This is a genomic window from Limosilactobacillus mucosae (genome assembly GCF_013423865.1).
In the GTDB taxonomy this organism is placed as follows: Bacteria; Bacillota; Bacilli; order Lactobacillales; family Lactobacillaceae; genus Limosilactobacillus; species Limosilactobacillus mucosae.
On the sequence record NZ_CP058954.1, the window covers coordinates 155,242 to 168,228 of the forward strand.

Below are 12,987 nucleotides of genomic sequence, written 5' to 3' on the forward strand. Positions count from 1 at the left end.
AATCGGAAACCTGCACATTCGTTGAAACTGCGTTCAGTTTTGAGGGGTCTACCCTCAGCTTGTACTTTGAAAACTAAATAATATTTATTTCTTTATTCACAATTAAACCGAGAACACCGCGTTATTTGAGTTTTATTAACGAAATTAATCGCATACTCAATAACTGAGGTGATCGTGAGATCATCAAGGTTAAGTTATGAAGGGCGCATGGTGAATGCCTTGGTACTAGGAGCCGATGAAGGACGGGACTAACACCGATATGCTTCGGGGAGCGGTAAGTACGCTTTGATCCGGAGATTTCCGAATGGGGAAACCCAATCATCTTAGTCGATGATTGCCTGAGCAGTGAATACATAGCTGTCAGGCGGTAGACGCAGTGAACTGAAACATCTAAGTAGCTGCAGGAAGAGAAAGAAAATTCGATTCCCTGAGTAGCGGCGAGCGAAACGGGAAGAGCCCAAACCAACGAGCTTGCTTGTTGGGGTTGTAGGACTGAACATTTGAGTTACCAAAGTGCGACGTAGTTGAAGTCGTTGGGAAGCGACGCCAAAGATGGTGATAGCCCAGTAAACGAAACGTCACACTCTCAGTTCAGGATCCTGAGTACGGCGGGACACGTGAAACCCCGTCGGAATCCGCGAGGACCATCTCGCAAGGCTAAATACTCCCTAGTGACCGATAGTGAACCAGTACCGTGAGGGAAAGGTGAAAAGCACCCCGGGAGGGGAGTGAAACAGTTCCTGAAACCATGTGCCTACAAGCTGTCGAAGCACATTTACGTGTGACGGCGTGCCTCTTGCAGAATGAACCGGCGAGTCATGATTGCGTGCAAGGTTAAGGTGGAAAAACCGGAGCCGCAGCGAAAGCGAGTCTGAAATGGGCGTACGAAGTACGCAGTTATGTACCCGAAACCAGGTGACCTACCCATGTCCAGGTTGAAGGTGCGGTAAAACGCACTGGAGGACCGAACCCGTATCAGTTGAAAATGGTTGGGATGAGGTGTGGGTAGCGGTGAAATTCCAAACGAACTTGGAGATAGCTGGTTCTCTCCGAAATCTCTTTAGGGGGAGCCTCGAGGTTTAGAATCATGGAGGTAGAGCACTGTTTGGACTAGGGGCCCGTCATGGGTTACTGACTTCAGATAAACTCCGAATGCCATTGATTTTTACTCGGGAGTCACACGGTGAGTGATAAGATCCATCGTGGAAAGGGGAACAGCCCAGATCATCAGCTAAGGTCCCTAAATATATGCTAAGTGGAAAAGGATGTGTAATTGCACAGACAACTAGGATGTTGGCTCAGAAGCAGCCATCATTTAAAGAGTGCGTAATAGCTCACTAGTCGAGTGACTCTGCGCCGAAAATGTACCGGGGCTAAGCATATTACCGAAGCTATGGATGCATCCATCAGGATGCGTGGTAGGAGAGCGTTCCAAGGGCGATGAAGTCAGACCGTAAGGACTGGTGGAGCGCTTGGAAGTGAGAATGCCGGTATGAGTAGCGAAAGACAGGTGAGAATCCTGTCCACCGAATGACTAAGGTTTCCTGGGGAAGGCTCGTCCTCCCAGGGTTAGTCGGGACCTAAGTCGAGGCCGAGAGGCGTAGACGATGGACAACAGGTTGATATTCCTGTACCAGTTGATTGTGCTTGAGTGATGGAGTGACGCAGAAGGCTAAGCGATCCGGACGATTGGAAGTGTCCGGCCAAGCAGCAAGTCAGTTGATGAGTCAAATGCTTATCAGCGGGTTGACAAGCTGTGATGGGGAGCGAAATTATAGTAGCGAAGTCGTTGATGTCACGCTGCCGAGAAAAGCTTCTAGCGAATAATCAACTGCCCGTACCGCAAACCGACACAGGTAGTCGAGGAGAGTATCCTAAGGTGAGCGAGCGAACTCTCGTTAAGGAACTCGGCAAAATGACCCCGTAACTTCGGGAGAAGGGGTGCTGATCGCAAGATCAGCCGCAGTGAAAAGGCCCAGGCGACTGTTTATCAAAAACACAGGTTTCTGCAAAATCGTAAGATGAAGTATAGGGGCTGACGCCTGCCCGGTGCTGGAAGGTTAAAAGGAAGAGTTAGCTTCGGCGAAGCCCTGAATTGAAGCCCCAGTAAACGGCGGCCGTAACTATAACGGTCCTAAGGTAGCGAAATTCCTTGTCGGGTAAGTTCCGACCCGCACGAAAGGCGTAACGATCTGGGCACTGTCTCAACGAGAGACTCGGTGAAATTGAATTGCCTGTGAAGATGCAGGCTACCCGCGACAGGACGGAAAGACCCCATGGAGCTTTACTGTAGCTTGATATTGAGTGCTTGTACTGCTTGTACAGGATAGGTAGGAGCCATAGAAGCCAGGACGCTAGTTTTGGCAGAGGCGTTGGTGGGATACTACCCTTGCATTATGATCACTCTAACCCGCACCACTGATCGTGGTGGGAGACAGTGTCAGGTGGGCAGTTTGACTGGGGCGGTCGCCTCCCAAAAGATAACGGAGGCGCCCAAAGGTTCGCTCAGAATGGTTGGAAATCATTCGCAGAGTGTAAAGGCACAAGCGAGCTTGACTGCGAGACAGACAGGTCGAGCAGGGACGAAAGTCGGGCTTAGTGATCCGGTGGTTCCGCATGGAAGGGCCATCGCTCAACGGATAAAAGCTACCCTGGGGATAACAGGCTTATCTCCCCCAAGAGTCCACATCGACGGGGAGGTTTGGCACCTCGATGTCGGCTCATCGCATCCTGGGGCTGTAGTCGGTCCCAAGGGTTGGGCTGTTCGCCCATTAAAGCGGTACGCGAGCTGGGTTCAGAACGTCGTGAGACAGTTCGGTCCCTATCCGTCGCGGGCGTAGGAAATTTGAGAGGACCTGTCCTTAGTACGAGAGGACCGGGATGGACATACCGCTGGTGTACCAGTTGTTCCGCCAGGAGCATCGCTGGGTAGCTATGTATGGATGAGATAAACGCTGAAAGCATCTAAGCGTGAAACTCGCCTCAAGATGAGATTTCCCATTCCTTATGGAAGTAAGACCCCTCAGAGATGATGAGGTAGATAGGATGGAAGTGGAAGTGCCGCGAGGCATGGAGCGGACCATTACTAATCGGTCGAGGACTTAACCAAGTTTAAGGGTGTTTCGATTGAACGTGAGAAGAATAGATATTGTTTAGTTTTGAGAGTGCAAGCTCTCAATCCTGAAAAGGATTAGTGTGGTGATGATGGCTTGAAGGATACACCTGTTCCCATGCCGAACACAGAAGTTAAGCTTCAACGCGCCGAAAGTAGTTGGGGGATCGCTCCCTGCGAGGATAGGGCATCGCCATGCATTATGCTGACTTAGCTCAGTTGGCAGAGCAACGCACTAGTAATGCGTAGGTCGAAGGTTCGAATCCTTTAGTCAGCACTAACTTAAAAAGCCGTTAGCAGCAATTATTTGTTGCTAACGGCTTTTTGTTTTTGCTACTTTAAACGAAGGTAGTACTGAGCTGCCTTAGTTAAGCTAAAAGTCAAAAAAGCCTGCTACCGGTTTTATTTCGGTAAGCAGGCTTTCGTTCAATTACATTAAATACAATTAGAGCTGGAATGGCATCATAATTTTTGGTTATTTTCATTCAAAAACGGGGTGTTGGCGATCAACTACGCCGCTTTGGGTTTCAACATGAAAAATCTGCTGCCCAATTTTAATTATGGCTTGATTTTTTTATAATTAGGTCCAAAAATTAAGCTTTCAAATATATTTAGTTAGTGGCAATTTTGAGCCTATAATGAAATGACAACTGGCACTACAATGAAATCAAGACAATTATAAAGGAGCTTGCAACCAATGAATCTGGCAGGAATCTATCATCGTCCAGAAAGTGAAATGGCCTATCTATACACTAAAGATGTCATGCATATTCGCTTAAAGACCGCTCAAGATGATATCACTCAGGTTTTGCTTTTGCATGGTGATCCATATAGTCTGCATAGTCGGCCGGATCTTCCCAAATTTTACAAGCACCCAACACCAATGAAAAAAATTCACTCTGATGGTGTGTATGATTATTGGCAGGCAGCCATTACTGAACCAAAAAGGCGTCTGGCGTATGCTTTTGAGTTGACTGATCAAAAAGGCGGTCAATTGATCTATGCTGACAAGGGATTTATTCAGCCGACTGATCAAAGGCTGCTGGATGATGCCAATACTTATTTTCGAATGCCTTATTTTCATGATATTGATGCCTTTCACGCACCAAAATGGGTGGAAAAGACGGTTTGGTATCAGATTTTTCCGGAACGCTTTGCCAATGGTGATTCGACTAACGATCCGACGGGCACCAAGCCTTGGGACCCCCAAACTCATCCTGGTCGCCAGGACTTTTATGGCGGCGATCTGCAGGGCGTGATCGATCATCTGGACGACTTAAAAAAACTGGGTGTTAATGGACTGTACTTTAATCCGCTTTTTAAGGCGCCTTCCAACCATAAGTATGATACACAGGACTATTATCAGATTGATCCGCACTTTGGCGATGCTCAGCTGTTCAAAAAAATGATCGCGCTGGCTCATCAAAAGGGAATGCGGGTAATGCTGGATGCCGTCTTTAATCATATTGGCGATCAGTCGCCGATGTGGCATGACGTTTTGAAATATGGGCAGAGTTCAAGATACGCCGACTGGTTCCACGTCAATCAGTTCCCAGCCACCTATACCCCGACTGCCAACTTTGAATTTGCCAAGGATGCCACCTACGATACGTTTGACTACACGCCCCATATGCCAAAGCTTAATACGGCCAATCCAGCAGTTCAGAACTATCTTTTAGAAATTGCCAAGTATTGGGTGCGTGAGTTTGATATTGATGCCTGGCGGTTAGACGTTGCCAATGAGATCGATCATCATTTCTGGCGTCGGTTTCATAATGAGATGCTGGCGTTAAAAGATGATTTTTATATTCTGGGGGAAATCTGGCATTCCGCGCAGCCATGGCTCAATGGCGATGAGTTTACGGGCGTGATGAACTACGACTATACGGGAGCGATCATCAGCTGTCTGATCAACCATGAGCTAAGCAGCCAGGGCCTCGTCAATCAATTAAGCCGTCAGCTGATGCTTTACCGTGATCAGACCAATGCCATGATGTTTAACGTGCTTGATTCGCATGACACGGCGCGAATTATGACGGTAGCCCATGGCGATGCTGCTTTGGTCAGACAGACGCTGGCGTTTACTTTCCTGCAGCCAGGGTGTCCTTCGATCTATTATGGTACCGAATACGGAATGACGGGCAGCAGCGATCCAGACTGCCGCAAGCCGATGAACTGGCACCCAGATGCAAAAGCCTTGGCAATGTATGATTTCGTTCATAATCTAATTAAGCTGCGGCAAAAAAACTGGCAGCTGATCGCACAGGGGACGCTTAGTTTGGCAGCTTTGCCGAATGATCAAGGCATCGTAATTAAGCGTCAACTGCACCACAAGCAGCTGACGGCAGTCTTTAACACTGGTCGTAAATCATTAGCCTGCCAGCTGGTGCCGATAATATCGCAAGGCCTGCAAAAAGAGTGGCTGCGGCCGAAAGGATTCGTGATTGCCATTCAAGGATGATTCGGCTGCGGATAATGAAATTTTGGTCGTTTTAAGGATAAATAAAACATCCTAGTCTAGTGTTGGATGATTACTTAACGGAGTAGTCGTTCAACACTTTTTCTTTTTCTATGTACAGTGAAGATGAAGCCCTGCCGTGGTTTTGGGGATATGTGACGTCGTAAACAAAAAGCCACCGCGCTTGGCGATGACTATTGGGTACCGAATGCGGTTTTGACTTTAAGCCCTTTTTGACTGCGATACCAGCCTTGATGATTGAATCTGATCTCAGCAATGGTTTGGCCATTTGGGTTTTGAACGTAGACTGGCAGGTGGGTCTTGAACTGCCGCTGGAGCTGATTGGTTTGCGTGCTTAATTGATCAAGCTGCTGTTTAAGCTGTTGATCGGTTGAAGCCGCCACCGACCGTTTTAAGACGATGCGGCTGCTGGTCACGCTAACTTTGGCGTAAAGATCATGGCTGAGTTTTTTTCTTAGCGCCTGGTTCAATTGAGTAATTCTTTCAGATGAGATGGCAGGGCTGGATTCCTGATGGTGGTCCAGGATTGCCATCAGCATTGCGGCAATAATTGCCATGGCAAATGCTAATCTGATCAGCGCGCGGTAGTTGATAGTATTGGCATGATTATTGTTCCAGCGCATTTTCTCGCCTCGTGTTATTGACTGTCCTTATTTTACGCCGGTTGGGTTGCTGATATAACGCCAAACATCGCGCTTTATAAATGAAAATTAGAAAATGATGATAAAAATCCAGAAATTCTGTTGACAATGGCAGCTATGGTGCTTATTATATAAACATAAATTAAATGCGAATTAGAAATCGATTAAAAACGTTGATTAGGAAGAGTAGCTTGATCAGCCAGCCAAGCAGAAAGCTGACGGTAGTTGCGAGTCAGCCGCGCAATCAAGCGAAAATCACCTATGAGTTGGGCGTCAAAAGCTTAGTAAGACGCACCTGGCAGCACCCATTACCGTGCCGATGAATCCAGTCTGGCTGGGTTTGTTTGAGGTTAAGTTTTCAGCTTAACGAAAAAAGGTGGTACCACGCCCATGTGACGTCCTTTAAATGCTTTGCGAAAGCAGGCATTTAAAGGGCGTTTTTTAATTCGTATTCAAAACCAAGCATAAAGAGAGGTGAGTGTCATGAAAGACAGCGACATTAGCGACATTAATATTCAAATGCACGGTACAAAACGAACAAGACATGAACACTCACGCCGGAACCATTATAATCTGCCAGCTATAATCTGCCAGCGTGAGGCAATTAAAAATGGAGGAATCTAATATGACTGAACAACAAGCAACCCTGACCGACGCACAAGAAAAATTTGCTCAAGCACTGTATGATGCCTACAAGTCTGGCAGCCCATTACTGGAATCAGAATGGGAAGGTGTCGTTACCGATGACGATACGGCCTACCGCGTCCAAGATCGCGTTACGGCTTTGAAGAACCAAAAATTGGGCGGCTACAAGGTCTCATTAACCAGTGAAGAAACGCAAAAGATGTTTGACTCTGACTCACCGCTGTATGGCCAGCAGGTAGCAGACCACTTCTTAAAGTCGCCAGCAGAAGTCAAGCTCAGTGATCGCATGGCTGCGCTGGCCGAAGTTGAGCTGGGTTTCCGAGCCAAAGAGGATCTGTCCCCAGACGATTCGCTTGAAGACCTGATGAAGAAGACAACGGTGTGCGGCACGCTTGAAGTTCCCGACTCACGCTTTAAGGACTGGTTCCCTAATCTATCCAAGTACAACGTTATGTCTGACTGTGCCGTGGGTGGTCTGGTCGTCTATGGCGAAGAACGCGATACGGATAAGGTGTTTGCTACGCCTGAAGATGCAGCCAAGGTTCACGCCGAGCTCTATTTCAATGGCGAGAAGAAAGATGAAGGGGATTCATCAGAAGTGCTGGGTAATCCGCTGAAATCGCTACAGTGGCTGGTGGCTAAGCTGGCTTCACAAGGCAAGCAGTTTAAGAAAGGTCAGCTGGTATCTTCCGGAACGTTCGTTTTACCGCCAAAACTGGCTGCTGGCAAGTGGGAAGCCAAGTTTGATCATGGTTTTGGTACGGTTGAACTGAACGTTACCGATTAGGATTATGTTTTCCCTACCTGATTTGATTTTTATAGAAATTGACAAAAAATCAGTTTAAGAATTGTTTAAAAACACAATAAGAATTATTTAAATCTATTAATCGACAAAACGTAAGAAAAGCTGTTATAACGGGATTGGGCCCTCGTAATAGCAGTTTTTTTTATTTATGCAATACTTGTTTTAAAAATAGTTTGCACTAAAATGATGTTCGAAAATGATAATTTATATCTGTAAAGGAGTGAAGGCTCATGTGTACTGCAGCAACCTATACTGCTGGTGACCACTATTTTGGTCGGAATTTGGATTTGGAACTGTCTTATGGTGAAAAGGTTACGATCACGCCACGTAATTTTCCGCTGACTTTCCGCAAGATGCCAACGCTTGAACATCACTATGCCCTGATCGGTATGGCAACAACGGTCGACAACTATCCGCTTTATTTTGACGCTACTAATGAAAAAGGCTTGAGCATGGCTGGCTTGAACTACCCAGGCAACGCCGACTACAAGCCATACGCAGAAGGTAAGGACAACGTATCGCCATTTGAATTCGTATCATGGATTCTGGGCCAATGCGCAACGCTGGCTGAAGCTAAGGTTTTGCTGGATAAGATCAACCTGGTTAAGATCGACTTTAGCGAACAGCTGCCACTTTCACCGCTGCACTGGCTGATGGCTGAAACGGCCTCTGAAAAGACTTTAACGATTGAATGCGATCGTGATGGTCTGCATGTTTATGACAATCCAGTTGGCGTCTTGACCAACAATCCGCAATTCGACAAGCAGCTGTTCAACTTGAACAACTACCAGTTCTTGAGCCCTCAGCAGCCAGAAAACAAGTTCAGCCAAGACCTTGAGCTCGACAACTACAGCCGTGGTCTGGGAACGCGGGGCCTGCCTGGCGGGATGGATTCAATGTCGCGCTTTGTCAAGGTTGCCTTTACCAAGCTTAACGCGCCTAAGGGAGAAACCGAAAATGAAAACGTCGGCAACTTCTTCCACATTCTGCACTCGGTTGAACAGCAAAAGAACCTGGATGGCGTCGAGAATAATCAATTTGAATTTACGATCTATTCATCATGTGTCAACGCCGACCGCGGTATCTACTACTACACCACCTACGACAACAATCAGATCAATGCCGTTGACATGCACAAGGTTGACTTGGATGGCCGGGAATTGATTGATTATGATCTGGCAAACGAACAAAACATCAACTGGCAAAACTAAGTCTTAAAAAAACCGCCTGGAAATATTTCCAAGCGGTTTTTTTCTGATCAGCGTAATTGATTGCCCAAAGCTTTTAAACCGTCATCATTAATGGCTGCTTCCATTCTGTCGATCCAGACCAGATGACCATCAAAAAGCCGATTGCTGAGGCCTTGCGCTGCTGTGCGGTTCTGCCGATCACGGGCACCGCAGAAAACGGTCGTGGGACATTGAACGTGCATCAGCTGGTTGGTCAGGTCGGCGTCATATAACGACTGCAGCAGAGCCAGAGATGATTTTTTATCGAGCGGCCGGTCTTTAAAACTGCCTTGGGGAAGCAGTCGCCACCGAGCTGCCTGCCGTTTCAAGCGAGCCGTTGGGATTTGATACTGCGGTTTGACCAGCAGCAGATTATCAATGCGGCCAAACGCGGTAACGGCGACTTTAAGCGCGATGACGGCACCGATGCCATCCCCAATCAACGTAACCGGCTGCGGAACCTGGCGCACCAGCTGTTCAACGGCCCGCGCCAAGGTCTGGTAGTCTAAAGCCGCATCGCTGAATTGACGATAATCAATCAGTCTTAGCTGATGACGACCGACTTTAAGCTGCTGCCAAAATGCAGATGATTGTTTTAAATCAGGCAAAACGATGACCGTTCCCATAACTAGTGCCAACTTTCTATAGTGTTCTTTAAGAAAAATATTTTACCACAAAACGGCAATAAAAACCGGCGTGAAGATCATAGGCGTTATAATTGCAATATGTTAGATTAAAAGAGGGATTCAAATGCTGTTTTGGCTGTTAAGGCATGGCTGGCTGATTTTGCCATTTGTGTTCGTCTTTCCGCTGCCAGCCGGTTCGCACCAGAAGCGATGGCTGATCGTTGAACTGATTGGTTTGGCAGGATTGCTGATCTTATTGTTCTGGTGGTGGCAGACGGCGGGAAAGTCATCGGTTTGATTGGTGATTTTCAGCCATAGTCAGGTTGATGCCTGTGCTTTTTCGCGGTGAGTATTTCAAAATGAGGTGAAGATTTTGCTGACAAAAGATTTTAAATATCCAGATACCAAGGCCCATGAATTTGTAATTACGCGCTTAAAAGAACGCGGCGTTGATCTGCATCAGCTGGCCAAGATTGCTTTTGACCTGCAGCAGCAGTTTATTCCTGAATTAACGGAAGCCGACTGCTATGAGGAGCTGCTCAACGTCATGCATAAACGCGAACTGCTCAACAATGCCATGGTGGCACTGGAACTGGATCGCCTGGCGGAAGAAAATCAAATCAAAGAACCGCTGCTTTCAATCATCAGAAAAGATGCCGGCGTTTTTGGCGTTGATGAGGCTTTGGCACTGCAGATCTCTGATATCTATGGCACGATTGGCGCAACGAACTTCGGCTATCTGGACCGAGTCAAATATGGCATCATCAAAAGCTTTGATACCGATGAAAACCATATCAATACGTTTATTGACGATCTATTGGGCGCGATCGTGGCCGCAGTCTGCGGCAAGATTGCCCATAAATATGCCTAGCATGATGGATCGTTCGGTAATTGGCCGCTTAACGATTCTGGATTCGATATTAGCAGCTGGTGGCAGGATATTTCACTAATTAAAAATTCCTCAGCAGTGGCGTTTAGGACGATTGCTGGTAAAAAAATTAAGCTTTTTTCACGAAGGTCAGACCTAAATCATCGATGAATGTTCTATAATTAAAAACAATTCTGAAATTATTTAGGGAAAGAGATGACGGGAGTGGAATTTATCCTTTTGATGATCGGCATTGGTATTTTGGCAGGGATCATCAGTGCCGCAGCCGGCTTGGCATCGCTGGTAACCTATCCTTCGCTGCTGGCTATGGGGCTGCCACCGGTGACGGCCAATGTAACCAGTGCCTTTTCGACGATTGCCAGTGGCTACAGCTCACTATTTGCCTCGACCAAAGAGCTTCAGGGCCATCAAAAGCAGGTAAAGATCGTTTTGCCATTGGTTTTGGTTGGCTCGGTGCTGGGTGCCTGGCTGTTGTTTGCCTTGCCTGGATCATGGTTTAAATATCTGGTGCCAATCTGTATCGGCATTGGCGGGGTAATCCTGCTGTTTCCTCACCAGCCTAAGCAGGCTCAAGCAACGATGTCGGCCAACAGTCGTATGTTTGGCAAGTCATTGGTACAGCGTGGGTTCAACATGCTGTGGATCTTTTTGATTGGCGTCTACGCGGGATACTTCAATGCGGGCGCGGGCGTTTTGTGTCTGACGCTGCTTTCAATCATCAACCGTCAAGAGAGTTTTGCCATCAACAATGCCTTAAAAAACGTGGCAATGACGGCAACCAATACGACGGCCTGGATCGTGTTTGCCTTGGAGACGCCGATTCGCTGGCACTATGTTTTACCCTTGATGATTGGCAATATTATTGGCGGCATCTTGGGCCCAATCATCGTACGACACCTGCCTGGTCGACTGATGCAGATTCTGGTCGGGATCGGCGCCTTGATCTTGGCAGTTTCACTAACGCTTCGCAATTTTTCATAGGCGTTGCTCAGCTGCAGCGCTTTTTTTGACCCCAAGATCGTAAAGAATGGTAAATTAAGAATAATCAGTTCAAAGGGGGATGCGCAGATGAAAAAGGATCAAGCAATTTTGAATTTTGTCGATCAGTGGCTGTCGGTACTGCTAAAACAGGATCAGCCGACTAAGACGCTGTTAGATTCAGAATTTGTCTGGCAATGTCAAAAACTGCATTTTGATCAGCCAACGCTTGACTTGGATGCGGCCTTTCCAATCGAGCAGCCGATGACGTCGCTGACCGGCTTGAAAAAGATCATTTCTAAAATCAATGACAAGATGATGCTGGGGCATGCGATCTATCGTCAATGGCAAAATTGGCAGGCCAAACCAGCTGACTCGCAAAAAGCCTGGCTGATTGCGGCCCTGCAGCAGTTAAAGAAACTGGCGCTGGCCAATGAATCCTTGCCATTTGTATTTCATGGCGTCATCGCGCATCTGGAGCTGATCTCTCAGGCTGTCACCGATTCACCGGCAAGCGTACAATGGCTGAAGATCGGTCGTAATGGCAAGGCCGAGCTGCGCATCATGAATGATCGATACAAGCTGCTGACAACGCAAACCGAGAATCTAAAAGGTCTACAGCTCAACGTCTTTTTCGAGAAACTGGCCCTTTATTTTGCAAAACGGCATGATTTTAAGCCGACCAATATTGAAAACGAATGGCAGCTGACTTTGACGGCAACGAATGGGCAAAAATTTCAGACGCGCGGATATTGGCTGACCGACGCGGCGCTGGGTGAGCTGGCTCAAGAGCTGCGGCAGATCTGGAATGGGGATGCCAAGCTATGGCTGTTTGATGGTCTGGTCCACGCCGAAAAGATCGCTCGGCTCACGATTCGCTATCATCGGCAGCTCAATGCCTACCAAGAAGATGGCGAGCCGGTTCAGCTTGATTATCTGGAAAGCATCGTAATCGACCGTGCCCAGCAGGATTTGATCTATCGCAAGCATCTGAGCGACGATTGCGCAATGGAGCACCGTTACCATATTGCGGATGCGATCGATGCCTTGCTGGATGTACTGCAGACACCGGATTTTCTGGCATACGTCAATGGCAATGATGACGACGTGGTGTTTGATCCGGATGACCAGCGCCGGTATGCAATTGAGATTCAAACTGCTGCTGGTCAGACCCGAATCATCAATGGCTCGTTTGATAAGCAGGGGCTGCCGGTTGATTTTCCCAAACTGGCCATGATAATCGAAGACTTCTTAAGCTTTTACGGCAACAATGAGCTTATTGATCCGGTACTCTACAATCATCAATGGCGGCGGCCGGGCCAATATATCTATTGTGACGTCTCCTTTGAAGAGGATGGACGCACGTATTGCTATCGCACGGAAGACGAGCGTTTGGCAGAAGGCGATCTGGTCAGGGTCCCCGTGGGGCGGGACAATCATCTGGCAATTGGCCGAATCGAAAGAATCCAGATCGTTGACGGTCAGCACGTTCCTTACCCGCTGTCAAAAACCAAGCTGATCATTGGTCCTTATCAAGCTGATGAGGACTAGGACGGCCGGCTTGATGTCAACCCATCAGCAGC

General features: G+C 47.5%; 9 protein-coding genes, 1 tRNA gene, 2 rRNA genes and 1 other annotated feature. Of the genes, 10 read left to right on the forward strand and 2 right to left on the reverse strand.

The features are described from left to right. Nucleotides 1–187 precede the first annotated feature (187 nt). From H0G69_RS00650 to H0G69_RS00665, 4 genes are all read left to right on the forward strand, one after another. Nucleotides 188–3,109 (forward strand): 23S ribosomal RNA (locus H0G69_RS00650). Between the two features lie 85 nt (nt 3,110–3,194). Continuing rightward, a 5S ribosomal RNA gene (rrf, locus tag H0G69_RS00655) occupies nt 3,195–3,311 on the forward strand. A gap of 5 nt (nt 3,312–3,316) precedes the next feature. Further along, a tRNA-Thr gene (locus H0G69_RS00660) sits at nt 3,317–3,389 on the forward strand. A gap of 420 nt (nt 3,390–3,809) precedes the next feature. Beyond that, nucleotides 3,810–5,573: a glycoside hydrolase family 13 protein gene (locus H0G69_RS00665; protein ID WP_180304942.1), complete on the forward strand. Its 1,764-nt coding sequence runs from the start codon at nt 3,810–3,812 to the stop codon at nt 5,571–5,573. Between the two features lie 191 nt (nt 5,574–5,764). On the opposite strand, the gene H0G69_RS00670 is transcribed toward H0G69_RS00665, so the two are convergent. Further along, the gene (locus H0G69_RS00670) at nt 5,765–6,214 is read right to left on the reverse strand and encodes a hypothetical protein (RefSeq protein ID WP_180304943.1); all 450 of its coding nucleotides are present in this window, start codon (nt 6,212–6,214) and stop codon (nt 5,765–5,767) included. Between the two features lie 182 nt (nt 6,215–6,396). Beyond that, nucleotides 6,397–6,638 (forward strand) — a binding site (T-box leader). Nucleotides 6,639–6,857: 219 nt separating this feature from the next. On the opposite strand from H0G69_RS00670, the gene H0G69_RS00675 reads away from it, so the two are divergent. Continuing rightward, complete coding sequence (locus tag H0G69_RS00675) at nt 6,858–7,664, forward strand: 2-keto-4-pentenoate hydratase (RefSeq protein WP_180304944.1); 807 nt, start codon at nt 6,858–6,860, stop codon at nt 7,662–7,664. Nucleotides 7,665–7,912: 248 nt separating this feature from the next. Beyond that, complete coding sequence (gene bsh, locus H0G69_RS00680; RefSeq protein ID WP_006499363.1) at nt 7,913–8,893, forward strand: choloylglycine hydrolase; 981 nt, start codon at nt 7,913–7,915, stop codon at nt 8,891–8,893. Between the two features lie 47 nt (nt 8,894–8,940). Here bsh and H0G69_RS00685 read toward each other — a convergent pair whose 3' ends face one another. After that, nucleotides 8,941–9,537: an alpha/beta fold hydrolase gene (locus tag H0G69_RS00685; protein ID WP_048344751.1), complete on the reverse strand. Its 597-nt coding sequence runs from the start codon at nt 9,535–9,537 to the stop codon at nt 8,941–8,943. A 124-nt stretch (nt 9,538–9,661) separates the two neighbouring features. On the opposite strand from H0G69_RS00685, the gene H0G69_RS00690 reads away from it, so the two are divergent. The 4 genes from H0G69_RS00690 (at nt 9,662) to H0G69_RS00705 (ending at nt 12,955) form a co-directional block, all read left to right on the forward strand. Beyond that, complete coding sequence (locus tag H0G69_RS00690) at nt 9,662–9,835, forward strand: hypothetical protein (protein WP_006499365.1); 174 nt, start codon at nt 9,662–9,664, stop codon at nt 9,833–9,835. 75 nt (nt 9,836–9,910) lie between these two features. Continuing rightward, nucleotides 9,911–10,408: a phosphatidylglycerophosphatase A family protein gene (locus H0G69_RS00695; protein ID WP_033935224.1), complete on the forward strand. Its 498-nt coding sequence runs from the start codon at nt 9,911–9,913 to the stop codon at nt 10,406–10,408. A 213-nt stretch (nt 10,409–10,621) separates the two neighbouring features. Continuing rightward, nucleotides 10,622–11,407: a sulfite exporter TauE/SafE family protein gene (locus H0G69_RS00700; protein WP_180304945.1), complete on the forward strand. Its 786-nt coding sequence runs from the start codon at nt 10,622–10,624 to the stop codon at nt 11,405–11,407. Between the two features lie 87 nt (nt 11,408–11,494). Further along, nucleotides 11,495–12,955 (forward strand): hypothetical protein, encoded by a 1,461-nt coding sequence (locus H0G69_RS00705; RefSeq protein ID WP_180304946.1) that lies wholly within the window; start codon nt 11,495–11,497, stop codon nt 12,953–12,955. The last annotated feature ends 32 nt before the right edge of the window (nt 12,956–12,987 follow it).